The 23,845-nt window shown below is 61.7% G+C and carries 21 protein-coding genes; 8 read left to right on the top strand and 13 right to left on the bottom strand.

What is annotated here, in order from left to right; genetic code table 11:
* Positions 1 to 35: 35 nt before the first annotated feature.
* Positions 36 to 1,271, bottom strand: coding sequence for an MFS transporter (locus PspS35_RS12035; RefSeq protein ID WP_159934699.1), 1,236 nt, complete (start codon positions 1,269 to 1,271; stop codon positions 36 to 38).
* Between the two features lie 100 nt (positions 1,272 to 1,371).
* On the opposite strand from PspS35_RS12035, the gene PspS35_RS12030 reads away from it, so the two are divergent.
* From PspS35_RS12030 to PspS35_RS12020, 3 genes are read left to right on the top strand one after another with little or no spacing between them, the layout of a single operon-like run.
* Positions 1,372 to 2,334, top strand: coding sequence for an AraC family transcriptional regulator (locus tag PspS35_RS12030; protein WP_159938034.1), 963 nt, complete (start codon positions 1,372 to 1,374; stop codon positions 2,332 to 2,334).
* The gene (mug, locus tag PspS35_RS12025) at positions 2,331 to 2,843 is read left to right on the top strand and encodes a G/U mismatch-specific DNA glycosylase (RefSeq protein ID WP_159934697.1); all 513 of its coding nucleotides are present in this window, start codon (positions 2,331 to 2,333) and stop codon (positions 2,841 to 2,843) included. Before PspS35_RS12030 ends, mug begins: the two co-directional genes overlap by 4 nt.
* A 38-nt stretch (positions 2,844 to 2,881) precedes the next feature.
* Positions 2,882 to 3,478, top strand: coding sequence for a glutathione S-transferase (locus PspS35_RS12020; protein WP_159934695.1), 597 nt, complete (start codon positions 2,882 to 2,884; stop codon positions 3,476 to 3,478).
* Positions 3,479 to 3,751: 273 nt separating this feature from the next.
* Here PspS35_RS12020 and PspS35_RS12015 read toward each other — a convergent pair whose 3' ends face one another.
* Positions 3,752 to 4,519, bottom strand: a complete 768-nt coding sequence (locus tag PspS35_RS12015) for an SDR family oxidoreductase (RefSeq protein WP_159934693.1) — start codon at positions 4,517 to 4,519, stop codon at positions 3,752 to 3,754.
* A gap of 137 nt (positions 4,520 to 4,656) precedes the next feature.
* Between PspS35_RS12015 and PspS35_RS12010 the strand changes: the two genes are divergently transcribed.
* Positions 4,657 to 5,805 carry an aldose epimerase family protein gene (locus PspS35_RS12010; RefSeq protein ID WP_159934691.1) on the top strand — a complete coding sequence of 383 codons (1,149 nt, stop codon included), beginning with the start codon at positions 4,657 to 4,659 and terminating at the stop codon, positions 5,803 to 5,805.
* Between the two features lie 67 nt (positions 5,806 to 5,872).
* Here PspS35_RS12010 and araH read toward each other — a convergent pair whose 3' ends face one another.
* Genes araH through PspS35_RS11975 form a run of 7 tightly spaced genes read right to left on the bottom strand, consistent with a single transcriptional unit; the run spans position 5,873 to position 14,173 of the window.
* Positions 5,873 to 6,841 carry an L-arabinose ABC transporter permease AraH gene (gene araH, locus PspS35_RS12005; RefSeq protein ID WP_159934689.1) on the bottom strand — a complete coding sequence of 323 codons (969 nt, stop codon included), beginning with the start codon at positions 6,839 to 6,841 and terminating at the stop codon, positions 5,873 to 5,875.
* Positions 6,842 to 6,850: 9 nt separating this feature from the next.
* Entirely contained in the window at positions 6,851 to 8,353 is a 1,503-nt protein-coding gene (gene araG / locus PspS35_RS12000; RefSeq protein WP_159934687.1) for an L-arabinose ABC transporter ATP-binding protein AraG, read from the bottom strand.
* On the bottom strand, positions 8,350 to 9,336 hold the full coding sequence (locus PspS35_RS11995) for a substrate-binding domain-containing protein (protein ID WP_159934685.1): 987 nt from the start codon (positions 9,334 to 9,336) through the stop codon (positions 8,350 to 8,352). Before PspS35_RS11995 ends, araG begins: the two co-directional genes overlap by 4 nt.
* A gap of 38 nt (positions 9,337 to 9,374) precedes the next feature.
* Positions 9,375 to 10,238, bottom strand: coding sequence for an SMP-30/gluconolactonase/LRE family protein (locus tag PspS35_RS11990; RefSeq protein ID WP_159934683.1), 864 nt, complete (start codon positions 10,236 to 10,238; stop codon positions 9,375 to 9,377).
* A gap of 16 nt (positions 10,239 to 10,254) precedes the next feature.
* Positions 10,255 to 11,835: an aldehyde dehydrogenase (NADP(+)) gene (locus PspS35_RS11985; RefSeq protein WP_159934681.1), complete on the bottom strand. Its 1,581-nt coding sequence runs from the start codon at positions 11,833 to 11,835 to the stop codon at positions 10,255 to 10,257.
* A 10-nt stretch (positions 11,836 to 11,845) separates the two neighbouring features.
* Positions 11,846 to 12,835: an AraD1 family protein gene (gene araD1 / locus PspS35_RS11980; RefSeq protein ID WP_159934679.1), complete on the bottom strand. Its 990-nt coding sequence runs from the start codon at positions 12,833 to 12,835 to the stop codon at positions 11,846 to 11,848.
* Positions 12,836 to 12,850: 15 nt separating this feature from the next.
* Positions 12,851 to 14,173, bottom strand: a complete 1,323-nt coding sequence (locus PspS35_RS11975; protein ID WP_159934677.1) for an MFS transporter — start codon at positions 14,171 to 14,173, stop codon at positions 12,851 to 12,853.
* 191 nt (positions 14,174 to 14,364) lie between these two features.
* On the opposite strand from PspS35_RS11975, the gene PspS35_RS11970 reads away from it, so the two are divergent.
* Together PspS35_RS11970 and PspS35_RS11965 are read left to right on the top strand one after the other, a co-directional pair.
* Positions 14,365 to 16,101 (top strand): IlvD/Edd family dehydratase, encoded by a 1,737-nt coding sequence (locus tag PspS35_RS11970; RefSeq protein WP_159934675.1) that lies wholly within the window; start codon positions 14,365 to 14,367, stop codon positions 16,099 to 16,101.
* Between the two features lie 48 nt (positions 16,102 to 16,149).
* Complete coding sequence (locus tag PspS35_RS11965; protein WP_159934673.1) at positions 16,150 to 16,872, top strand: FadR/GntR family transcriptional regulator; 723 nt, start codon at positions 16,150 to 16,152, stop codon at positions 16,870 to 16,872.
* 70 nt (positions 16,873 to 16,942) lie between these two features.
* On the opposite strand, the gene PspS35_RS11960 is transcribed toward PspS35_RS11965, so the two are convergent.
* Positions 16,943 to 19,060: a TonB-dependent siderophore receptor gene (locus tag PspS35_RS11960; protein WP_159934671.1), complete on the bottom strand. Its 2,118-nt coding sequence runs from the start codon at positions 19,058 to 19,060 to the stop codon at positions 16,943 to 16,945.
* A 190-nt stretch (positions 19,061 to 19,250) separates the two neighbouring features.
* Positions 19,251 to 20,342, bottom strand: a complete 1,092-nt coding sequence (locus PspS35_RS11955) for an NADH:flavin oxidoreductase/NADH oxidase (RefSeq protein ID WP_159934669.1) — start codon at positions 20,340 to 20,342, stop codon at positions 19,251 to 19,253.
* 90 nt (positions 20,343 to 20,432) lie between these two features.
* On the opposite strand from PspS35_RS11955, the gene PspS35_RS11950 reads away from it, so the two are divergent.
* Positions 20,433 to 20,732 carry a helix-turn-helix domain-containing protein gene (locus tag PspS35_RS11950; protein ID WP_159934667.1) on the top strand — a complete coding sequence of 100 codons (300 nt, stop codon included), beginning with the start codon at positions 20,433 to 20,435 and terminating at the stop codon, positions 20,730 to 20,732.
* On the opposite strand, the gene PspS35_RS11945 is transcribed toward PspS35_RS11950, so the two are convergent.
* Positions 20,719 to 21,747 carry a GGDEF domain-containing protein gene (locus PspS35_RS11945; protein ID WP_174244804.1) on the bottom strand — a complete coding sequence of 343 codons (1,029 nt, stop codon included), beginning with the start codon at positions 21,745 to 21,747 and terminating at the stop codon, positions 20,719 to 20,721. The two genes, PspS35_RS11950 and PspS35_RS11945, sit on opposite strands and share 14 nt — an antisense overlap.
* Positions 21,748 to 21,773: 26 nt before the next feature.
* Positions 21,774 to 22,610 carry a hypothetical protein gene (locus PspS35_RS11940; RefSeq protein WP_159934665.1) on the bottom strand — a complete coding sequence of 279 codons (837 nt, stop codon included), beginning with the start codon at positions 22,608 to 22,610 and terminating at the stop codon, positions 21,774 to 21,776.
* Positions 22,611 to 22,869: 259 nt separating this feature from the next.
* Here PspS35_RS11940 and PspS35_RS11935 point away from each other — a divergent pair, with 259 nt between their 5' ends.
* A complete protein-coding gene (locus PspS35_RS11935; protein ID WP_159934663.1) occupies positions 22,870 to 23,760 on the top strand; it encodes a bestrophin family ion channel in 891 nt (296 codons plus the stop codon).
* Positions 23,761 to 23,845: the final 85 nt, after the last annotated feature.

Raw genomic sequence — 23,845 nt, 5'->3', positions numbered from 1 at the left:
TCCAGAAGCGTTTGCGATCAACGAAGCGTTTCAGACTAAACCAAAGACGGGTGGTGCGTCACACTCCCTACCGCAGCGTGCCGGGGCACCTGCACGCGCAGGGCGATCAACAATGCCGCCAACAGCACCAAGCAACCCGCGCCCAGAAACACCCCGTCGATGCCGGTGGCACTGAACAGCGCGCCCCCGCCCGCCGCACCCGCCGCGATTGCCGATTGCACCGAAGCGACCACCATGCCACCGGCACTTTCCGCCTGATCCGGCACCGCACGGGCCACCCAGTTGGACCACGCCACCGGCACACCGCCGAAGGCCATGCCCCACAGCACCAAGAGCACTGCCTGACCCGGCAGTGACGCGGGCAGCACCACCAGGGCCAACGCCGCGACGCCCACCACGACCGGCATCAACACCAGGGTTCCCCGGGGGTTGCGCACCAGCAACCAACCGGCCAGCAGCGTGCCGACAAAGTTCGCCACGCCAAACCCCAGCAGCATCAACGCCAGCCCTTGGGTGCCGACCCCGGTGGTGCTTTCCAGAAACGGGCGAATGTAGGTAAACAGCGCGAAGTGCCCGGTGTGCACCAACACGCAGCCGAACATACCGATGGCAATGCCGGGGCGCAGCAGTACATCAAGCACGGTGCGCAGGCGTGCGGTGCCGCTGGGTGCCAGGCGCGGCAGGGTGAACAGCTGGAACGCCAGGGTCACCACGCCGACGGCGGCCGCCGCCACAAATGCACTGCGCCAGCCGTACAGGCCACCCAGGTAGCTGCCCAACGGCACCGCGACGACGGTACCCACCGCAATGCCGCTGAAGATGATCGACAGCGCACGGGGCAGCAACGCCGCCGGTACCAGGCGCATCGCCACGGCCGCCGCCATGCTCCAGAAACCGCCGAGGGCAATGCCCAGCAGGATGCGCATCAACAACAGCACCAGCAGGCTGGACGAGAACGCCACCAGCAGGTTGGACGCAATCATCAGCGTGGAGAACCCCAGCAGCACCAGGCGCCGGTCGATGCCGCGCGTCAGGCCGGGCACCAGCAGACCGGCGAACAACGCCACTACCGCCGTGACCGTGACCGCCTGCCCGGCCAACGCTTGCGACACGCCCAGGTCCAAGGCCATCGGCGTCAGCAGGCTGGCCGGCAGGTACTCCGCGGTGAGCAGGCCGAACACGCCCATCGCCAGGGAAAACACCGCCATCCAGGCCGGCGCGGTCGGTTCTGCCCTGCCATCGACAGGGGCATGGGACACACAATCATTCATCACAAGACATCCTCAAGCATTAGCGTGACGGCCAGTCTAGGTTCCGCCTTCAGGATGATCTATGATTCAAACCCTTGAGTTCTTGACCGAAACCCCGAACATGCCAGCCGACAACGCGTTCACCCTGTCCTCCGAGCTGATCAACGAACTGCTGCGCAGCATGCGCCTGCGCGGCGTGCAGTACCGGCGCATCCAGGCCGGGCCGGTGTTCGGCATCAGCTTTGCGGCCAAGCCGGGCCATGCGTATTTCCATTTTCTGGCCGCCGGCTGCACGACCCTGCGCCTGCACGACGGCAGCCTCTTTGAGTTGTCGGCCGGCAATGCGGTGTTTATCGCCCACGGTGGCGCCCACGCGCTGTTATCCAAACCGGATCACCCCGTGCAGGACATCGCCAGCTTCGACGCCGCACCGCTGGGCGATACGGTGTGCGCGGTGAATGCCTCGCCCTTTGCTCCCTCCAGCACCCTGCTGTTCAGTGCCTGCATGGAGTTCGAACTCGACAGCATCCAGGGCCTCGGCAACTTGATGCCGGCCTTGATGCTGATCGACGCCGCAGGCCAGCGTTACCCCGGCCTGATGCCGATCCTGGCGGTGATGGAACGCGAAGTCTCCAGCGCCCGCGTCGGTTATGCCGGCATCCTTGCGCGCCTGGCCGATGTGGTGGCGGCGATGATCGTGCGCGGCTGGGTCGAGTGCGCCTGCGCCAATGCGTCGGGCCTGGCGGCCGCCTTGCGCGACACCCGCCTGGCCGGTGCCCTGCTCGCCCTGCACCAGCAACCGGGGCGCGACTGGAGCGTGGCCGAGCTGGCGGCGCACTGTCATACCTCACGCTCGGTGTTCGCGGATCGTTTCCAGGCCACCTTGGGGGTTCCCCCGTTGCGTTACGTGACCGAACTGCGCATGCGCCTCGCCAGCCAGTGGCTGACCCTGGAGCGGCTGCCCATCGAAGAAGTGGCGTACCGCCTCGGCTATACCTCCCAGGCGGCCTTCAGCCGCGCCTACAAACGCATCACCGGGCAGCCGCCGGGCGCCAGCCGCCAGGGTTTCAGGAGCCCGGCATGAGCGCCGGGCTCGACGACATCCTCGCCAACCACCTGAACGTGGTGTTCTGCGGCGTCAATCCCGGCAAGGGTTCGGCCGCCCTCGGCCTGCATTTCGCCAACCGCAGCAACCGCTTCTGGCGCACCTTGCATCTGGCCGGGTTCACTCCCCATGAAATCCTCCCCGAACACGGCCGCACGCTGTTGCACTACCACTGCGGCCTGACCACATTGGTGGAACGCCCCACGGCCAGCGCGGGCGAATTGGCACGGCATGAGTTCACACAGGCTGCGACGGGCTTCGAACAGAAGATCCGCCACTGCGCGCCGCGCTTCGTGGCGTTCCTGGGCAAGCCCGGCTACAGCGCCTTGAGCGGCCAGCGCGAGATCGCCTGGGGCTTGCAACCAAAGGTGCTGGGCGGTGCGTCAGTGTGGGTGCTGCCCAACCCCAGCGGGCGCAACCTGGCGTTCAGCCTGGAGCAGTTGGTGCAGGCGTATCAGCAATTGCGCCGGGCGACCGAGTGCCCTTAATCTCTTGGGCTTGTCACCCTGACAGCAATGGAGGCTTCATGAAACTGGTCGGCATGCTGGACTCGCCTTACGTAAGGCGCGTAGCCATTTCCCTGGACCTGTACGGGGTCGATTTCGTGCATGAACCCTTGTCCGTGTTCCGCACCTTCAACGAATTTGCGCAGATCAACCCGGTGGTCAAGGCCCCGACCCTGGTGCTGGACGATGGCACGGTGCTGATGGACTCCAGCCTGATCCTGGATTACCTCGAAGCCTTGGCGCCGGCTGACAGGAAGCTGCTGCCCCAGCAACCGGCGGCACTTGCCAAGGACTTGCACGTTCTGGGACTGGCGCTGGCAGCCTGTGAGAAGAGCGTGCAGATCGTCTATGAACACAACCTGCGCCCGGCCGAGAAACTGCATGCACCGTGGCTTGAGCGCGTAACCGGCCAATTGCTCGCGGCCTATGCGTTGCTGGACAAGCAACTGGGCGACAGCCAAGCACTGACCCAGGCGTCGATCACGGCGGCGGTGGCATGGTCGTTCAGCCAGTTCACCGTGGCGTCGGTGGTCAAGGCCGATGCGTTCCAGAACCTGCAACGGCATGCCGAGCGGCTGGAGCAGCATGCGGCATTCAAGCGTTACCCAATCGCCTAAGCACCGCAGTTCAAATGTGGGAGGCGGCTTGCCCCCGATAAGCATAGGTATCTACACAACTCTTAAAGGCTGACACATAACTCTGTGGTGAGCGGGCTTGCCCCGCTCACCACAGAAGCCTGATTGCCATAGATTCCGTATTCACTGGAAGTTGTGTAGATACCCATGCCCCGATAAGGGTGGGTCAGTTATAGAAGCACTGCCTGAACCACCGCTATCGGGGGCAAGCCTCCTCCCACATTGGCCTGGGTTGCATGAAGGATTGAGTCAGGCTCAGACCCAACCGCCATCCACAATAAAGTTTTGTGCCGAGCACATCGCCGAGGCATCCGAGGCGAGGAACAACGCCATGTTGGCGATGTGTTCCGGCATCACGCTGCCGGGCAGGCACTGGCTGCGGGCGATCAGTTCCTTGGCCGCGTCGTCCACCCACATCGCCAATTGCTTCTCGGTCATGACCCACCCCGGCACCAGCGTGTTGACGCGAATGCGGTGAGGCCCCAGTTCGCGCGCCAAGCCTCGGGTCATGCCGTGGGCGGCCGCCTTGCTGGCGGCGTATACCGGGTAGCCGGCGGAGGCCATCATCCAGCCAACCGAGCCCAGGTTGATGATCGCGCCGCCACCGGCCGCTTTCATCATCGGCACCACCGCCTTGGCCGCGAAGAAGGCGTGCTTGAGGTTGACCGAGATCAGCCGGTCGAACATTTGCGAATCGACTTCTTCCAGGGTGTGGCGCACGTCATTGGCGGCGTTGTTCACCAGCACGGTGATCGGCCCCAGCGAATGCTCGAAACGCTCGATGGCGGCCTTGTAGGCGATTTCATCGGTAATGTCGCAGCACACGAACTCCACGGTATGCCCCTTCGAACTCAACAACGCCGCCAGGCGCTCACCCTGGCTTTGCGCACGGTCCACAAAGCCGACTTTGGCGCCTTGCGCGGCAAAGGCGCGCACCATGAATTCGCCGATGCCCGAGGCACCACCCGACACCAGCACGGTTTTGCCTTCAAGGTCGGGATAAACAGCCTGTGCAGTACTCATATAACGGTTGCCTCGATCAATTAGTCTTATTTTATTTTACGAAATCGGCGTTAAAGGCTATAAATTCGCTGTCACACCGACAAAATATCGCTATTAGTAGAACTATTCCACTCAAAACAACAAAAGGAAGTTCGACCATGAAGCACCCTCGATACCTGCTTTCGGGCCTGGCCATGTCCCTGCTGGTTGCCAGCGGCGGCGCCCAGGCGGCAGGGCTGTCCAGCGAACACAAACCCTTCGGCAAGACCAACGACGGCACACCCGTCGAGCAGTACATCCTGCGCAACAGCCACGGCATGCAAGCCACCGTCATCACCTACGGCGGTGTGTTGCAGTCGCTCAAGGTGCCGGACAAACACGGCAAGGTCGACGACGTGGTGCTCGGCTTCGACGATGTGCAGGGCTACCAGGCGGGCACGGCGTTTTTCGGCGCGACCATCGGCCGCTTCGGCAACCGCCTGGCGGGCGGCGCCTTTGAACTCGACGGCAAGCGCTACCAAGTGCCGCTCAACGATGGCCCCAACTCCCTGCATGGCGGCGCCCAAGGGTTTGACAAGCAGGTGTGGAAGGCCGAGTCGGTCAAGGACAAGGGCTCGGTCGGCGTGAAGCTGAGCTACCTGTCCAAGGACGGTGAGATGGGCTTTCCCGGCAACCTGAAGACCGAAGTCACCTACCGCCTCAACGACAACAACGAACTGCACATCGACTACCAGGCCACCACCGACAAACCCACGGTGCTCAACCTGACCAACCACAGCTACTTCAACCTGGCCGGCGCGGGTAACGGCGACATCCTCAAGCAGGTCGCTACCTTGCATGCCAGCCATTACACCCCGGTGAATGCCACGTTGATCCCGACGGGCGAACTGGCGCCGGTCAAAGGCACACCGATGGACTTCCTGAAACCTACGCCGATCGGCCAGCACATCAAGGCCGATCATCCGCAGCTCAAGTTTGCCGAGCCGAAACAAGGCGGTTTTGACTTCAACTGGGCGCTGGACACCCAGGGCGACGTCAAAAAGCTTGCCGCCGAGGTGCATGACCCTGAGTCGGGCCGGCGCTTGCAGCTGTACACCAGCGAACCGGGGGTGCAGTTCTACACCAGCAACTTCCTGGATGGTTCCGTCAAGGGTAAAGGCGGCAAGACTTACCTGCACTGGAGTGGGTTTACCTTGGAGACGCAGCACTTTCCGGATGCGCCTAACCAGCCGAAGTTTGCTTCGACTCGGTTGAACCCAGGGCAAACCTACAGCCAGAACACCGTGTTCAAATTCTCCGCCGATTAAAACTGTGGGAGGGGCAAGTCGAATCGTCGCACCGTCCCTCCCACATTAGCCTTCACATGGCGAGGGATCAGCGTTGTTTCATGCGGTCGATGACCACCGCCAGCAGCAGGATCGAGCCGCGAATTACGTACTGATAAAACGTGTCGATGTTCTTCAGGTTCATCGCATTCTCAATGATCGCCAAAATCAACACCCCCGCAATCACATGCCGGATCATGCCAATCCCGCCGCTCAACGACACCCCGCCCAGCACGCATGCCGAGATCACCGTGAGTTCAAAACCCTGGCCGATCATCGGCTGGCCCGAGGTCATGCGCGAGGCGAGGATTACGCCGGCCAGTGCGCCGATCAGGCCGTGTACGGCGAAGATCAGGATCTTGGTGCGATCAACGTTCACCCCCGCCAGCAACGCCGCTTCCGGGTTGCCGCCGATGGCCATAGTGTTGCGCCCATACGTGGTGTAGTTCAGCAGCCAGCCGAAAAACACGAAGCACACAATGGTGATCAGGATCGGCACCGGCACGCCGAACAACTGGCCGTTGCCGAATACGAAGAACTGCTCTTGGGACACGCCAACCGCTTTGCCGTCGGCAAAGATGTAGGCCAGGCCGCGCACGATCTGCATGGTCGCCAAGGTGGTGATCAACGCATTGACCCGCAGCTTGGCGATGACGATGCCGTTGATCAACCCGACGATCAGGCCCATCAGCAGCGCAGCGCCGATGCCTAGCATGACGCTTTCGGTGTCGCGCATCACAATCGCCGCCACCACGCCGGCGCAGGCAATCACCGAACCTACAGACAGGTCGAAGTGCCCCGACGCCAGGCAGAACAGCATGGTGCAGGCGGCGATGCCGACGGTGGAAATCGCCAGGCCCAGGCCGCGCATGTTCAGCGGTGAGAGGAAGTTGTCGATCAGCAAGGCGCACAGCACAAAGATGCCCACCGCGGCCAACAGCATCGCCCAGTTGTCGAGCAATGCACGCAGGTCGAGGGGTTTGCGTGCGGTTGGCAACGCGTTGTTTTGAGTGGTCATGGTCGTCTCTCAGTTCGTCACGCGGCGCGGCAGGGCCAGCTGCAGCAGGTTGGATTCAGTGGCGTGTGCACGGGTTTGCTCACCGCGCAGGGCGCCTTCGCACAGCACCAGGATGCGGTCGGAAATGCCCATCACTTCCATCAAATCGCTGGACACCACAATCACCGCAATGCCGCTGGCCGCGAGGTTGTGGATGATCTGGTAAATCTCCGACTTGGCGCCGATGTCGATGCCCCGCGTCGGCTCATCCAGCAGCAAGACCTTCATCGGCATCGACAGCCAGCGGCCCAAAATAGCCTTCTGCTGATTGCCGCCGGACAGGTACATGATTTTCTGTTGTGCATCCGGGGTCTTGACTTTCATCGCCTTGATTTGCTGGTCGGCGTTGCCTGTTTCCCAGCTATCGCGCAGCAACCAACCGAACGCAGAATGGGCGCCACGGGCGCTGATATTGATGTTCTCGGCGACGCTGGAAAGCGGAATGATGCCTTCCTTCTTGCGGTCTTCCGGGCACAACAAAACACCGGCGGCGATGGCGTCACGCGGGGAGCGCAGTTGCAATGTTTCGCCGCACAACTCAAGGCTGCCGGCACTGCTGCGCTCCAAACCGCTGAGCAAGCGGAACAGCTCCGTGCGCCCTGCCCCGACCAAGCCGAACAGCCCAAGAATCTCGCCCTTGCGCACCTCGAAACTGATCGGCTCGCGCAGGCCTGGGCCCAGCAGAGCATCCACCTTGAGCGCCACCTCACCCTGCTCACGCGGGCGGTAGTCGTAGATGTCCTGAATGTCGCGACCGACCATGCACGTCACCAACTGGTCGTGACTCAAGGCGCTCATGTCGTCAAAGGTGCGCACGTAACGGCCGTCCTTGAACACCGTCACTGCGTTGCAAATGCGGAACACTTCTTCCATGCGGTGCGACACGTAGAGCACCACTTTGCCCTCATCGCGCAGGCGCGTGATGATCGCCATCAAGCGGTCGATCTCCCGCGCCGACAGGCTGCTGGTGGGCTCGTCGAAGGCAATCACATGGGCGCCACGGGACAACGCCTTGGCGATTTCCACCAGTTGGCGTTGGCCCAGGGACAGCCGGCCGAGCTTTTCTTCAGGGTCGATCTCATCCGCCAGACCCTTGAGGCAGGCCAGGGCCTGCTTACGCAGCAGCCCCCGGTTAACCACGCCAAAACGCGACGGCAGATGGCCGAGGAACAGGTTCTCGGCCACGCTCATTTCCGGCACCAGGTGCAGCTCCTGGTGGATCACCGCGACGCCACTGGCGATGCTGTCCGCCGCGCATTTGAACGCCATGGTCTGCTCGCCGATCTGCACCGTGCCGCTGCTGGGAATGTAGGCGCCGCCGAGGATTTTCAGCAGCGTCGACTTGCCCGCGCCGTTCTCGCCCATCAACGCGTGCACCTGCCCCGGCTGGGCGCTGAAGCTGATGCCGTCCAGCGCCTTGACCCCGGGAAAGGTTTTGCCGATCCCCTCGAACCGCAGGGCCGCAGCGGTCATTTCCACAGCCCGATCTTGGTCAGTTCTTCCTGGAAGTTGGCGCGGGTGATCAGGGTCACTTCATCCATCGCGGTGTACTTCGGTGGTTCGGTACCTTTGGTGACCCACTCGTACATCATCAGCGCGGTGTTGTAGCCCTCGATATGCGGGCTCGGCAGCATCGAGCCGAAGAAGCCGCTGTCGGCCTTTTTCAGTTCGCCGATGGCGTCGGTGCCGTTGATGCCGATGCCGATCACGTTGGCCGCCTTGAAGCCGGCGCTTTCCGTGGCGCGCACGCCGCCGAGCACGGTGTTGTCATTCATGCCGCCGATGATCAGGTTTTTCGCGCCGCTGGGCAGTTTGACCAGCGCCGAGTTGGTGGCATCCATGCTGCCCGGCACGTCGAGGGTTTTCAGCGCGGCGGTGAGGATGTGGTCTTTGGGGATGCCGGCTTCTTCGAGGGATTTGATCGAGCCGTCGGTGCGTTTTTTACCGGTGTCGAGTTCATTGAAGGTGTTGATCACCGCGTAGGTGTCCTTCCAATCCCAGCCACGTTTTTTCGCTTCGGCGGCCATGGCGGCGCCTTGTTTCTGGCCGACTTCAAACGCAGCCATGCCCAGGTACGGCACGTCCTCCATGAAGTTGCCCTTGGCATCGACGAAGCGGTCATCCACCGCCATGACTTTCAAGCCATTGAGCTTGGCCTTGGCCACGATGGCCGGGCCGAGTGACACGTCCGGCGGGCAGATCACAAAGCCCTTGGCGCCGTTGGCGGCCAGGCTGTCGATGGCGGAAAGGGTCTTTTCGCCATCGGGCACGGCGATCTTGATCACGGTAAAACCGTGTTCCTTACCGGCTTTTTCGGCGAAGGCCCATTCGGTCTGGAACCAGGGTTCTTCGGCCTGTTTGACCAAAAAGCCGATCTTGACTTCTTCGGCGGAGGCGATGCTGCTGAGGCTGCTTAAAGCAACGGCGGCGGCAAGGACGCGTAGAGCTTTTTTCATGAACGACACCTCTTGTTGTTGTTTTTGAGTCTTGGGGGTTAACCGGCAAAGCGATGGCAAGGTTTGCCGGGTATATCCACTTCGATGGCTAGCAGCGCACCATCCAGAGGGTGATCCAATGGGCTGGCGGCACTGGTGATGTAAAGCGTGGTGAGGTCGGGCCCACCGAATACGCAACTGGTGGGCCGGCTGACGGGCAGCTCAATGATGCGGTCCACCTCGCCATCGGGCGTCAGGCGCAGCAGGCAACTGCCGTCCCAACGGGCATTCCAGATATAGCCTTCGGCATCCATCGCCGAGCCATCCGGGCCGCCGCGTGTGTGCGGGCCGAACCAGACCTGCGCCGGTTCGAGCTGGCCATCGGGCTGGATGGCATGCCGATAGAGCGTGCCATCCATGCTGTCGCCAAAGTGCACCCGGCTGCCCTCCTCGTTCCAGAGCAAGGTGTTGGGAATGCCCAGGCCGCTCAGCAACGGCGTGACCAGCCCATCGGCGTCGATGCGAAACAGGCCACCGGAACGCCGTGTGAGCGGCAGGTCTTCGCCGTGTTCGCCGATGTTGTTCTGCATGGTGCCCAGCCACAGCCGACCCTGGGCATCGCAGCGTGCTTCATTGCCACGGTTGCCCGGTTGCGGGTCGGCCACGCACAGCAGGGTCAGGGCTTCGGTGGCCAGGTCCAGGCGGTAGACACCGCTGCTCAACGTCACCAACGCATCGCCGCTTTCACACGGGATAAACGCCGAGACATGCTCGGGCAACTGCCAGGTCTGCAACTGCCCGTCCATCAGGCGCAAGGCTTGTTTGCCGGCAATATTGACCCAGTACAGCGCCTGGGTGGGCGCATCCCAGAACGGGCCTTCGCCCAATTGCGCACGGTGTGCAGTGACGGCCTTACACGACATGAAACCTCCGGGTTCCTTACAGCGAATCGCGCGATGGGGTGCCATCCACCAGCCGCTGGATACGCAACGGGTTAGCGTTTTTCAACGCGTCGGGCAGCAGGCTATCAGGGTAATTCTGGAAGCACACCGGGCGCAGGAAACGGTCGATGGCCAAGGTGCCGACCGAGGTGCCGCGGGCATCGGACGTCGCCGGATACGGGCCGCCGTGCACCATCGAATCGCAGACTTCCACGCCGGTCGGGTAGCCGTTGAGCAGGATGCGCCCGACTTTCTGTTCCAGCAGCGGCGTGAGTTCGGCGAACTGCTGAAAGTCTGCCGGCTCGCCAATGATCGTCGCGGTGAGCTGACCGTGCAGGCCGTGCAACGCGGCGCTGAGTTGGGCCTGGTCCGCCACTTCGATAAACACCGTGGTGGGGCCGAAGACTTCTTCTTGCAGCACTTCATCGCCATCGAGCAACAGGCGCACATCGGCCTTGAACAGCTGCGGTTGCGCCTGATTGCCCGCCTGGGTGCTGCCCGCCAGGTGTTGGATGCCAGGGTGCGAGAGGAGTTTTTCCAGGCCCTTGCCATAGCTGCTCAAAGTGCCGGCGTTGAGCATGGTTTGCGCCGGTTGCTCGCCGATCAAGTGCGCCACCTGCTGGGTGAACGCGGTGAATTCCGACGAGGCAATGCCGATCACCAGGCCAGGGTTGGTGCAGAACTGGCCACAGCCTTGCACCACCGACGCGGTGAGGTCACGGGCAACGGTCTCGGCCCGAGCCTGCAGAGCCTGGGGCAACACGATCACCGGGTTGATGCTCGACATCTCGGCAAACACCGGGATCGGTTGCGGGCGCGCTGCGGCCATATCGCACAGGGCGCGGCCACCTTTGAGGGAGCCAGTGAAGCCCACGGCCTGGATCGCCGGGTGCTTGACCAGCGCCTCGCCGACGCCGCCGCCAAAGATCATATTGAACACACCGGCAGGCATCTCGGTCGCTTCAGCGGCGCGGATGATTGCATTGGCCACCTGTTCAGCCGTCGCCATATGCCCGCTGTGTGCCTTGAACACCACCGGGCAACCGGCGGCCAGCGCGGCGGCGGTGTCGCCGCCTGCGGTGGAGAATGCCAGGGGGAAATTGCTCGCGCCAAACACCGCCACCGGGCCGAGGCCGATGCGGTATTGACGCAGGTCCGGACGCGGCAATGGTTGGCGATCCGGCAGGGCTTTGTCGATGCGGGCGCCGTAGAAATCCCCACGACGCAGCACCGTGGCGAACAGGCGCATCTGGCCGCTGGTGCGCCCGCGCTCGCCCTTGATGCGCGCCGCAGGCAAGGCGGTTTCGCGGCAGACCAACTCAACGAAGTTATCACTCAGCGCATCCAACTCGTCGGCGATCGCATCCAGGAACTGTGCACGTCGTGCGGCGCTCAACGCGCGGTACGCCGGGTAAGCCTGCGCGGCGGCCTGGGCGGCGGCGTCGACTTCCTGCGCGGTGGCCTGGTAGAAAGCCTGGGGCAAGGCTTCGCCGGTGGTGGCGTCGACGCTGTGCAGCGTTACGCTGCCGTTGGCGCTGCGCTGGCCGCCGATGAAGTTGTGGCCGAGAAACTGGGTCATGTTGCGCTCCTTAAAGGGTGATGACATTGCCGGGTTCGAACACCGCATCGACGCTGCCGACACTGTTGATCAACGGCGCGCCGAACTCAGCCTGGCTGATCTCGAACACATCCCCCGGTTGGGTACGTATACCGTCGGCGAATGACAAGGTGGCGGTGCCGAAGAAGTGAATGTGCACGTCGCCCGGCTTGAGGAACTGGCTGTATTTGAAGTGGTGGTATTCGAGGTTTTCCAGGCTGTGGCACATATTGGCCTCGCCACTGAGGAATTCGTTCCGCCAGATTTCCTCGCCATTGCGCAGGATGCGGCTGGTGCCGGCCAGGTGCTGGGGCAGTTCGCCGACGCGCAACTCCGGGCCGTAGCTGCAACTGCGCAGCTTGGAATGGGCCAGGTACAGGTAGTTCTTGCGCTCCATTACATGGTCGGAGAACTCGTTGCCCACCGCGAAGCCCAGGCGATAGGGTTTGCTGTCGTGGCCGATCACGTAGAGGCCACCGATTTCCGGCTCTTCACCGGCATCTTCGGCAAATGGCGGCACCGGGAAGGCCTGGCCTGGGCGCACCACGATGCTGCCGTCGCCTTTATAGAACCACTCCGGCTGCACACCGGCCTGGCCGGCAGCGGGCTTGCCACCCTCCACGCCCCACTTGAAGATGCGCATGGTGTCGGTCAAGGCGCTGTCGTCACCGCCCTGGTGCATTTTGTCCCGCGCCGAGGCGCTGCCCAGGTGGGTCAGGCCGGTGCCGCTGATCAACATATGGGCCGGATCGGGGTGGTCCAGGGGCGGCAGGATTTTCTGTTCGGCGAGCAGCGCTGCGTAGTCATGGCTGTCGCCCAGGCCCAGGCTGTCGACCTGCTGCTGCAACTTGACGCCCGCTTCGATGGCGGCCAGCGCCAGTTCGCGCACGCTATGGGCGCTGCACACTTCACGCAGTTGGTTGCCGTCCACCACGCCGACGCGGCGCTCGCCATTATTGAGTTCGAACTGCACTAAACGCATGAAGGTTCTCCTAGATTAAGTACGTGTGGCGCCACGGGCGCTGGCGGCGAACTGGTCGGCGGGGAGCACGTGCTTGCGCTCCAACAGGCGATAGACCACGCCGGTCAGCAGCAGCCCGAAGACCATCACCCCGGACAGGAAGTACAAGCCCGAGGCGAGGTTGCCGGTGTATTCCTTGAGCGCGCCGATCACGAACGGGCCGATATAGCCGCCGAGGTTGCCCACCGAGTTGATCAACGCGATGCCCGCCGCCGCACTGGCGCCGGCGAAGAAGCGCCCCGGCAAGGTCCAGAACACCGCCGTGCACGAGAACATCGCGAATGCCGCCAGGCACAGCGCCGCCATTTGCAGCACCGGCACACTCAGCCAGGCGCTGCAGAACAGGCCGATGGCGCCCAGCACATACAGCACGGCAAGGTGGCCGTAGCGGTCATTCAAGCGGTCGGAACTGCGCGGGATAATCAGCAAACCAATAATGCCGAAGATGTACGGCACCGCCGAGATGAAGCCGGTGGTGAGGTCGCTGCCGCCGAACTGCTTGATCAGCGTCGGCAGCCACAGCCCCAGGCCGTAGATGCTCAGCGTCACCGGCAGGTAGAACAGCGCCAGCAGCAACACGCGTTTGTCCTTGAGCGCATGCAAGGGGTTGCCGTGGCGGGTCTGGCCGTAGGCTTGCAGGTCTTTGTTGAGTTCGTCGGTCAGCCAGGTTTTTTCGGCGTCGGTCATCCACTTGACCTGCTTGGGGCCATCCGGCAGGTACCGCAGCACCGGCCAGGTCAGCAGGATCGCCGGGGTGCCGATCACGATAAACAGCCACTGCCAGCCGTGCAGGCCAAGGATGCCGTCCATGCCCAGCAAGCCGCCGGACACCGGGCCGGTGATCATCATTGCGATGGGCTGCGAGAGGATAAACAACCCGAGGATCTTGCCGCGATGGCGCACCGGGAACCACTGGGTGATGTAGTACAGCACGCCTGGGAAGAAGCCGGCTTCGGCCGCACCCAGCAAAAAACGCATGACATAGAAGCTGTGCGGCCCCTGCACGAACGCCATGCCGATGGTGATCGCGCCCCAGGTGATCATGATGCGTGCGAACCAGCGCCGCGCACCGAAGCGGTCGAGCATCAGGTTACTGGGGATCTCGAACAGGAAGTAGCCGATGAAGAACAACCCCGCGCCCAAGCCATAGGCCGCATCACCGATGCCGACGTCGGCGCCCATGTGCAACTTGGCAAAGCCCACGGCGGAGCGGTCCACATAGGCAATCAGGTACAGCAGGATCAGGAAGGGAATCAGTTTCAGCGTGATGCGCCGGATAAGCCGCAATTCCTCGCTCATGGGGTCGATCTCCGATTGTTGTTCTTATAGGAATCGGGGATGCCTCTCGCGGAAAATCCGCCAGGGTCATACCTCAGTTAAGCCAGACTATATAGTAGGACTATTTGCAAAACAACTCTTCCAAAGCGAACATTTTGCGCTTATGTTTAGCCGTAGAGAGAACATATAGTCATACAATAAGAGAATCGATCATGTCTGATAAAAAGCCCGGCCTACGCTCCGCCCAGTGGTTTGGTACCGCCGACAAGAACGGCTTCATGTACCGCAGCTGGATGAAGAACCAGGGCATTGCCGACCATCAGTTCCATGGCAAGCCGATCATCGGTATCTGCAACACCTGGTCGGAGCTGACCCCGTGCAACGCGCATTTCCGCCAGATCGCCGAGCACGTCAAACGCGGCGTGATCGAGGCCGGTGGCTTCCCGGTGGAATTCCCGGTGTTCTCCAACGGCGAATCCAACCTGCGCCCCACCGCCATGCTGACGCGCAACCTGGCGAGCATGGACGTGGAGGAAGCGATTCGCGGCAACCCGATTGACGGCGTGGTGTTGCTGACCGGCTGCGACAAGACCACCCCCGCCCTGCTGATGGGGGCCGCCAGTTGCGACGTGCCGGCCATCGTGGTCACTGGCGGGCCGATGCTCAATGGCAAGCACAAGGGCCAGGACATCGGTTCGGGCACCGTGGTGTGGCAGCTCAGCGAACAAGTGAAGGCCGGCACCATCACCCTGGATGATTTCCTCGCGGCCGAGGGCGGCATGTCCCGTTCGGCGGGCACCTGCAACACGATGGGCACCGCGTCGACCATGGCGTGCATGGCCGAGGCACTCGGGACTTCGCTGCCGCACAACGCGGCGATTCCGGCGGTGGATGCGCGGCGTTACGTGCTGGCGCATATGTCGGGCATGCGTGCGGTAGAGATGGTGCGTGAAGACTTGAAACTCTCGAAGATCCTCACTAAAGAGGCCTTTGAAAACGCGATCCGGGTGAACGCGGCCATCGGCGGCTCGACCAACGCGGTGATCCACCTCAAAGCCATCGCCGGGCGCATCGGCGTCGAGCTCGATCTGGACGACTGGACCCGCATGGGCCGTGGCATGCCGACCATCGTCGACCTGCAGCCGTCGGGCCGCTTCCTGATGGAAGAGTTCTACTATGCCGGTGGCCTGCCCGCCGTACTGCGCCGTCTGGGCGAAGCCAACCTGATCCCGCACCCGAACGCGCTGACCGTCAACGGCAAATCCCTGGGCGAGAACACCAAGGACTCGCCGATCTACGGCCAGGACGAAGTGATCCGCACACTGGACAACCCGATCCGCGCCGACGGCGGCATCTGCGTGCTGCGCGGCAACCTCGCGCCATTGGGCGCGGTGCTCAAGCCGTCGGCGGCCAGTCCGGAGCTGATGCAGCATCGCGGCCGTGCAGTGGTGTTCGAGAATTTCGACATGTACAAGGCGCGCATCAACGACCCGGAGCTGGACGTGGACGCCAACTCGATCCTGGTCATGAAGAACTGCGGGCCCAAGGGTTATCCGGGCATGGCCGAAGTCGGCAACATGGGGTTGCCGGCCAAGCTGCTGGCCCAGGGTGTGACGGATATGGTGCGTATTTCCGATGCGCGCATGAGCGGCACGGCGTACGGCACCGTGGTGTTGCACGTGGCACCGGAAGCCGCTGCGGGCGGGCCGTTGGCCACGGTGAAGGAAGGTGACTGGATCGAACTGGACTGCGCCAACGGCCGTTTGCACCTGGACATCCCCGACGCAGAGCTGGCGGCGCGCATGGCTGACCTTGCGCCGCCGCAAAAGCTGATCGTCGGCGGCTACCGCCAGCTTTACATCGACCATGTGTTGCAGGCGGACCAGGGCTGCGACTTTGACTTCCTGGTGGGTTGCCGGGGGGCGGAAGTCCCCCGTCATTCCCACTAATTGGGATGCTATGATGCCGCGAATTTAAGCCAGAGCATCCCTGTCGTTATGGATCACCAGCCGCCCAAGCCGCGCAAGAGCATGCATGCCCAGATCGTTCAGGACTTGGGCATGCACATCGTTTCCGGCCGCTTCAAGCCCGAAGAAAGACTGCCCATGGAGGCCACGCTCTGCGAGGAGTACAAGGTCAGCCGCTCGGTGCTGCGCGAAGCCACGCGTGTGCTCAGCGCCAAGGGCCTGGTGTATTCCAAGCCGCGGGTGGGTGCGGTGGTGCGGCCCCGGCTGAAGTGGCACCTGCTCGACCCGGACGTGTTGTCGTGGTTGATGCAGTCCACGCCCCACAGTGAGTTCTTCAATACCCTGGCTGGTGTGCGGCGCATCCTCGAACCGGAAATCGCCGCCATGGCCGCCACCACGGCGACCGATGAAGACATCGCCATCATCGAAAAAGCCTACCAAGGCATGGAGACCGCGAAGACCCACGACGACCTGTTGCAGGCCGACCTGGACTTCCACCGCGCCATTGCCGATGCCACGCGCAACGACCTGCTCGCCTATATGTGCAACATGCTGTCGTTGCCGCTGCGCGAGTCGATCAACATCACCAACCGCCGTCCGGATATCCAAGGCCTGAGCCTGCCCCGGCACAAGGCGATCCTCACCGCGATCCAGAACCGCGATGCACTGGGTGCACGGCATGCGTCGCTGGTGCAGTTGGATGACACGCGGGTGGCGTTGGATACGGTGATGAATGTGCTCACGCCGCTCTGACTTCAAGGCGTAACACACACCCAATGTGGGAGGGGGCTTGCCCCCTCCCACATTGGGTGTGTGTCGGTCGTTATAGCGTGTAGGCGATGCCGACCTGGACTGTGCGCGGGGCGCCTGGGTAGGCGTAGATGTTGCCGAACGCGCCCTCTTCATACTCGCGGTTGAACAGGTTCTTCACGTCCAAGTTGAGCCGGACTTTCTCGTTGACCTTGTAGTAGCCGAGCAGGTCGACCACGGTGTAGGCGTCCATCGTGAACGGCGTGTTGGAGGTCTGGCCGACGCGCTCATCCACGTATTTCGCACCTGCTCCCAGCCCCAGCCCCTTGAGGCTGCCATCCTGGAATTCATACACGTTTAGCAGGCTGAAGCTGTTGCGCGGAATGTTGGCCAGGTGGGTGCCGGCGCGCAGGGTGTTGTCCTTGGTGACTTCGGCGTCCACGTAGGCGTAGCCGCCAATTACGCGCCACTCGGGGGTGAGGTTGCCAGCGACGTTCAAGTCAAAACCGCGACTGCGGACCTGGCCGGCGGCGACCCTGGAGTTGGTATCCAGCGGATCGGTAGTCAGGACATTCTTTTTGTCGATCTGGTAAACCGCAGCGTCGACGCTCAACTGGTGATCCAGCGCCTCCCACTTGATGCCCATTTCATAAGACTTGCCCTTCTCCGGCTCAAAGCCTTCACCGGTCCGAGTGGCTCCCGTATTCGGCTTGAATGAACGCGCTGCATCGGCGTACACGGCGAGGGAGTCGGTGAGGTCGTAGATCAAGCCGACACGTGGCGTCACGGCGTTATCGCTGGCCTCCCAGCTCTTGGTATTGGCGACGTACGTCTCGTACTTATGCTCAAACCGCTCGAAACGGGCGCCCGCCAGCACTTTCAAGCGCTCGGTCAGGGCGACCTGGTCCTGGACGAAGGCGGCGTAGGTCTTGAGGTTTTCTTTGTCGTTCGTCGGCGTGTTGACCAAGGCAGGACGCGGCTTGCCGTAGACCGGGTTGAAGATATCGCTGGTGTAGGCGGCGGCGGAACGCTGAATGATCGACTTGTAGTCGTAGTCCTCATACTCGATGCCGGTCAGCAAGGTGTGTTCGAAGCCGCCAGTGGAGAAACGCCCGGTGAGGTTGAGCTGGTAGTCCTTGTCGGTCCATTCCAGCTTGCGGTAGTTGAAGTTGCGGTTGAGAGTGTGGCCGTCGGCAGCCAGGCTGTTGGCCTCGATGGCATTGCCTTGGAGCGTGCCGTCCAACCACTGAAAACCACCGCTCAGGGTCCAGTCTTCGTTGAGCATGTGCTCGAAACGCAGCTGGGCCATGTTGTTGTCGTTGTGTAACTTGCCGACGTCTTTATCACCCCAGAAGGTATCGCGGGATGCGGTGCCTTTCTGCGTGGCAAAACGCGTCAGGCCACGATCCAACGGATGATTGTTACGCATGAAGTCGCCTTCAAAGATCACCTTCGTTTCATCGGTAGCTTGCCAGGTGATTACCGGCGTCACGCCGTAGCGTTCGGTTTCCACATGGTCACGAAAGGTGTCACCACCCTCGCCTACGACGTTCAGGCGATAGGCCAGGCGACCTTCGTCATCCAGCGGGCCGGAGGCATCCAAGGTGCCGCGTTTCATGCCTTGGTCATTCAACTGGCTGCCGAGGGTCACGGTGCGCTCGGCCAGCGGCTGCTTGGACACTACGTTGAAAGTGCCGCCTGGATCGCCGCGGCCGTAGAGCATGGTCGCCGGGCCGCGCAGCACTTCGAGACGTTCAATGGTGTTGGCATCCGGCATGTTCGGGTAGCCACGGTTGATCGGGAAGCCGTTGCGGTAGAACTCGCCGGTGGTAAAGCCGCGCACGGTGAAGGTGGTCAGGCCCTGGCCACCAAAGTTGTTGGCACGGCCGACGCCGCCAGCATAGTCGAGGGCATCTTGCAGGCGGGTCGCGCCGATGTCCTCGACCACATCCTTGGACACCACGCTGATGGACTGCGGGGTTTCATGAATCGAAGTGTCGGTGCGCGTCGCACTGGCTGAGCGTGTTGCATGGTAGCCCTTGACCGGTCCCTGAGCTGTTTCATAGTCCGCCGTACCCGTCACGTTGGTCGCTTGCAACTCCAGGCTGGTTTGCTCGGTGGGCGCGACGTCTGCCCAGGTGAAAGGGGAAAACGCCTGCAACACGCAGATTGAAATCAGGGTACGACGCATGGATGTTGGACCTAGTGAATGAGCCAGATGGGGCGGCAAACCTGCCAAGAATTCGCGGGGCATGCTATACCATCGCATTCTCGTTTGATATCTATTCTCATTCGTTATTTTTTACGTATCTGCTTTGTATCAAAATCAAGTTAAAGAAAAGCCACTCGATTGAGTGGCTCCCGACACTGCGTGGCTCGCCTCAGCGATACCGCTCCAACCAATGCGCATAAGGCGCCGGCAAGGTCCAGGAAGACTTGTCCACGCCCAGCTCCTTGGCTGCAAAGTACGCCCAATGCGGGTCGGCCAGGTGCGCACGGCCCACCGAGACCAAGTCCAGATGCCCCGCCTGCAACGCGCCTTCTGCCAGTTGCGGCGTACCAAACCCCCACGCCGACGTCACCGGGATACCGGCTTCGCGGCGCACGCGCTCGGCAATCGGGCCCATAAAAGCCGGGCCCCACGGGATGTTCGTGTCGGGAATGGTGAAACCGACGCTGACGCTCAGCAGGTCCAGGCCACCGGCTTTGAAATTACGTGCCAGTTCGATGGATTCGGTGAGGGTCTGCTCGTCACGGCCGTCGTATTCGATCACGCCGAAACGCGCGGTCAATGGCAGGTTTTCCGGCCAGACTTCGCGCACGGCGGCCAGGGTTTCCAGGAGGAAGCGGCTGCGGTTGTCGAAGCTGCCACCGTAGGCGTCGGTGCGCTGGTTGGAATGCTCGGAGAAGAAGCTCTGGGCCAGGTAACCGTGGGCGAAGTGCAGCTCGATCCACTCGAAACCGGCGTCACGGGCACGACGGGCGGCGTCGACGAAGTCCTGTTTAACCCGAGCGATGTCTTCCAGGGTCATGGCACGCGGTACGTTGGGCAGGTTCGCACCAAAAGCGATGGCCGAGGGCGCAATGGTTTCCCAGCTGCGGTCGTCGGCGGACGAAATATGGTCATCCCCTTCCCACGGACGGTTGGCGCTGGCTTTGCGACCCGCGTGGGCAATCTGGATGCCGGGGACCGAACCTGCGGCCTTGATGGCCTGGACCATTGGCACGAACGCCTGGGCGTGTGCATCGCTCCAGATACCCGCGCAGCCCGGTGTGATACGGCCTTCAGGCGCAACGGCAGTGGCCTCGACCACCAACAAACCAGCGCCGCCACGGGCCATGCCGGCCAGGTGCACGTGGTGCCAGTCGTTGACGATGCCGTCGTCGGCCATGTATTGGCACATCGGCGGAATGGCGATTCGGTTACGCAGGGTCACGTCTTTGAGCGTGAAGGGTTGGAACAGAGCGGACATGGGGACTCCAGCAGCAAGTGGGTGATTCGATAGTTCGATGGTAATCGAACAATGGTATTCAGCGATACCCCCCTGTTATCATCCGTCCCCATGCGAGCCTTCAAACACCCTGCCCTTCAAGACTTGACCTTAGAGCGTCTGCTGTACGCCCTGAGTGATCCGGTGCGCCTGGACATCGTCCGCTGCCTGGCCGGCGTGCCAGAGGCAACCTGTGGCGAGTTGGACGGTGGGCGCCCCAAGTCGAGCATGTCCCACCACTTCCGGGTATTGCGCGATGCCGGCCTGGTGCACACCCGCAGCGTGGGCACGACCCATCTGAACTCGTTGCGCAGAGAAGAGCTGGACAGTCGGTTTCCGGGGTTGCTCGCCAGTGTTCTCAGCCAGCACTGAGGCTGATTGCCTCACCGTCCAGGTACACGCGGTCTTTGCCGTTGTGCTTGGAGGCATACAGGTTGCGGTCGGCACATTTGAGCACCGCCGATAGATCGGCACCCGCCGAAAACCGCGCCATGCCCGCGCTGCAGGTGTAGTGGTGAGGCGGGGCCACACTGCAACGGATCGACTGCAACAGACGTAGCGCGAAATCACTGGCGACTGAAGGGTCATCGCCCACCAACAGCACACCGAACTCCTCGCCGCCGATCCTGCCGAAGCTATAGCTGCCCGGTGTGGATTTGAGGCAACCGGCCATAGCGCAGAGGATCGTGTCGCCGACATCGTGGCCGAACTGGTCGTTCTTCAACTTGAAGCTATCGATGTCCAACATCATGAAATAGCCGCTCTCGCCTGCCGCAAGCAACGCGGCGAAGCTCTCCATAAAGGCGCGTCGATTCAGGATGGAGGTCAGGTAGTCTGTTTCAGCCAGTACCCGAAACTCACTCTCGACCAACAACACCGAGCGCAGGTTTTTCAGGTAGGACACATTAAGAACGCAGCCAATCGAAACGGACGCCGCGCAAAAGATGAACAAGTAGATGTCGACGCCTTGGTAAAGGCCTACCGGAATATGGGGCCAGGTCATTAACCACACCGCGATCGCGCACACCAGAAAGTCCTGGACCGCGATAAACAGAATTGCACTGCACGCCACCAAGGTCACTGCCAGCGGCAAGGCAAACACCTGCAACTGCGGGTCGGTGCGAACGACGTAGGTAAACCCGGCCGTCAACAGCGCCATGTAGACCAACCCCAGCGCCCGCCACACGTAATAGTGAGTGACGCGTCGGTGAAGCCGATACACAACGACCAGACAGAGGGTGACAATGACGGCCTGCACGCCCAGCAGCTTAGCGTGATCAGCCATCAGCACTCCAACCCACGCAATAATCCCGATAAGCTCGGCCTGTGCGATCGCGGGCGACAATAGCCTTTGCATCCGTGGCCTGAGTTTCAAAATAGCTGGCACCCCTTCACTCCTTGCAAATAAGTAGCCTACTGACTGTCGGCCTGACTCAATTGCAGACTGAGCAAGCAAGTTGCAAACGAATACGCCATAAAGCGTCTTACCAGATGAATAAACGGTGGTAACACCTCGAGTATTGTCTTTGAGTGAATTTTGAAATAACCCCTGTCAGCGCCTTCCTGAACCAGACGAATAACGTGGGTTTTAGACACGGACAATTGCTCGGCGATTGAAAGATACGACGACGCCCTGAAACTTGCGCCCTGGTTATCCAGGGAACACGCGTCGTTATAAATCGCCAACATCAACATATGCCCAGCATCGCGTTTTACCAGCCAATAACAGTCAGGCAGCAACAGATCAATCGTCAGATTGTCAGTGAGCAGCGTCGAATAACCTTTGAAGTAACGGGCGAGGTACGCACGGTCATCCAACGCGTTCAAGTCGCGGCAAACCGCTTCATCGGCGCACATCACCGCCAGTGGTTCGACCACCGACGCGAGCATCAGCCTGATTTCCCGACAGGCCTGGGACGACGGGCTGAACACGCGCAAGCGGCTGTCATCCGGATGCCCCGCCACCTTCATGAAGCCCAACGCCCTGAACAGCAGAAATATCGATTCCAGGCTGTTTTTCGAACAGAACCTGCGCGCCACGCAAAACTCTTTCACGTGCGACAGCAATGGCACCGGTTGGGAGAAATACGTGCTCAATAACGTAAAGGACACCATCAAACGGTTGAACTTCAGTGCCGTCTTGTAGAAAAACGCTCTTTTTGAATAGGGCCCCAGTAACATTGTGTAATGATTACGCACACAGGCTTCAAATTCCACATGGCGCTCAAACGCCTGCGCCGTATGTTCCATCGCCAACTTCAACGAACTGCCACACATGAGAAAGAGCCCTGATCAAACAACTTGGATTCACTGATCTCAATGCAGTACCGGTAATGGCGTTTTGCCTTGAGCGCAATCTATCGCGATTAAGCAAAAGGACATCGTCGCTACCAAAATTGTTCCAACATCCCGAACTGGCTTAACCGTTTCAGTTCCCCAGCGAACCTTCCCCCCAACCCGGCGTCCGAGCTAAGGCACTGTTGCTTACCGCTTACCGCGAGGTTGTCGTTTGAAAGCCGCCATCATCAAAAAGTACCGCCTGATCATCAAGACCATGGGCTACGTAGGCTGGTCGCTGTTCTGGCTGTTGCTGTGGGATATCGCCGTGACGGTGGATTTCATGCTGTTTCTCAACGCCAAGGTCAACTTGCCGCTGATGCCGCTCACCTTGCTGGGTTCGGCGCTGATTGTGTTGATCAGTTTTCGCAACAGCAGCGCCTATAACCGCTGGTGGGAGGCCCGCACGCTGTGGGGCGCGATGGTCAACAACTCGCGCAGCTTTGCGCGCCAGGTGCTAACGCTGCTGGACGACCCCGGCAGCGAAGTGAACCCGGTCAAATCCACCCTGCTGCGCCGCCACGTGGCTTACGTAAATTGCCTGGCCGCGCACCTCAAGGGCGAGCCATGCCCGGATGAAGTGCGCGCATTTATCCCGACCGAGGAGTTCGCGCGCAACGGCGCCACCAATAACTTTGCCAACGACATTCTTACCGGCTCGGCGGCGATATTGGCCCGCGAATACAAGGCCGGCCACCTGGACAGCATTCGCCTGGCGCGGCTGGAGTCGACCCTGGTGGACCTGTCCAACGCCCAAGGCGGCATGGAGCGCATTGCCAACACGCCACTGCCCTACCCGTACGTGTATTTCCCGCGGCTGTTCATCTCGCTGTTCTGCCTGATCGTACCGGTGGGGCTCGTGGAATCCTTGGGCTGGTTCACCCCGCTGGCATCCACGGTGGTGGGCTTTATGCTGCTGGCCATCGAACGCATCGGCACCGATCTGCAAAGCCCGTTCCGCTCCAGCGAACACCAGATCCAGATGGAAGCCATCTGCGAAACCATCGAAAAAAACCTGCAATCGATGCGCCGCGACGCCCTGGCCGACGACCAAATCGGCTGATCACCAAACCAGCCCTAAAGTGCGTGACTCCTCGGTCGATAAACCGGGGGTACGCATGGGCCACACCCCCTCATAACAACACATG

Source organism: Pseudomonas sp. S35 (assembly GCF_009866765.1).
Lineage (GTDB): Bacteria > Pseudomonadota > Gammaproteobacteria > Pseudomonadales > Pseudomonadaceae > Aquipseudomonas.
Note: the sequence above shows the minus strand (reverse complement) of the source record. Positions and strands in the feature narration are given on the sequence as shown.

Coding starts and splice junctions, on each gene's coding strand:
- PspS35_RS12015 (WP_159934693.1), bottom strand. CDS start 4,519: ATGAGTACTGCACAGGCTGTTTATCCCGACCTTGAAGGCAAAACCGTG.
- PspS35_RS11975 (WP_159934677.1), bottom strand. CDS start 14,173: ATGAGCGAGGAATTGCGGCTTATCCGGCGCATCACGCTGAAACTGATT.
- araH (WP_159934689.1), bottom strand. CDS start 6,841: ATGACCACTCAAAACAACGCGTTGCCAACCGCACGCAAACCCCTCGAC.
- PspS35_RS12010 (WP_159934691.1), top strand. CDS start 4,657: ATGAAGCACCCTCGATACCTGCTTTCGGGCCTGGCCATGTCCCTGCTG.
- PspS35_RS11955 (WP_159934669.1), bottom strand. CDS start 20,342: ATGTCCGCTCTGTTCCAACCCTTCACGCTCAAAGACGTGACCCTGCGT.
- mug (WP_159934697.1), top strand. CDS start 2,331: ATGAGCGCCGGGCTCGACGACATCCTCGCCAACCACCTGAACGTGGTG.
- PspS35_RS11985 (WP_159934681.1), bottom strand. CDS start 11,835: ATGACCCAGTTTCTCGGCCACAACTTCATCGGCGGCCAGCGCAGCGCC.
- PspS35_RS11995 (WP_159934685.1), bottom strand. CDS start 9,336: ATGAAAAAAGCTCTACGCGTCCTTGCCGCCGCCGTTGCTTTAAGCAGC.
- PspS35_RS11960 (WP_159934671.1), bottom strand. CDS start 19,060: ATGCGTCGTACCCTGATTTCAATCTGCGTGTTGCAGGCGTTTTCCCCT.
- araD1 (WP_159934679.1), bottom strand. CDS start 12,835: ATGCGTTTAGTGCAGTTCGAACTCAATAATGGCGAGCGCCGCGTCGGC.
- PspS35_RS12030 (WP_159938034.1), top strand. CDS start 1,372: ATGCCAGCCGACAACGCGTTCACCCTGTCCTCCGAGCTGATCAACGAA.
- PspS35_RS12035 (WP_159934699.1), bottom strand. CDS start 1,271: ATGAATGATTGTGTGTCCCATGCCCCTGTCGATGGCAGGGCAGAACCG.
- PspS35_RS11950 (WP_159934667.1), top strand. CDS start 20,433: ATGCGAGCCTTCAAACACCCTGCCCTTCAAGACTTGACCTTAGAGCGT.
- PspS35_RS11940 (WP_159934665.1), bottom strand. CDS start 22,610: ATGGAACATACGGCGCAGGCGTTTGAGCGCCATGTGGAATTTGAAGCC.
- PspS35_RS11990 (WP_159934683.1), bottom strand. CDS start 10,238: ATGTCGTGTAAGGCCGTCACTGCACACCGTGCGCAATTGGGCGAAGGC.
- PspS35_RS11970 (WP_159934675.1), top strand. CDS start 14,365: ATGTCTGATAAAAAGCCCGGCCTACGCTCCGCCCAGTGGTTTGGTACC.
- PspS35_RS11965 (WP_159934673.1), top strand. CDS start 16,150: ATGGATCACCAGCCGCCCAAGCCGCGCAAGAGCATGCATGCCCAGATC.
- PspS35_RS12020 (WP_159934695.1), top strand. CDS start 2,882: ATGAAACTGGTCGGCATGCTGGACTCGCCTTACGTAAGGCGCGTAGCC.
- araG (WP_159934687.1), bottom strand. CDS start 8,353: ATGACCGCTGCGGCCCTGCGGTTCGAGGGGATCGGCAAAACCTTTCCC.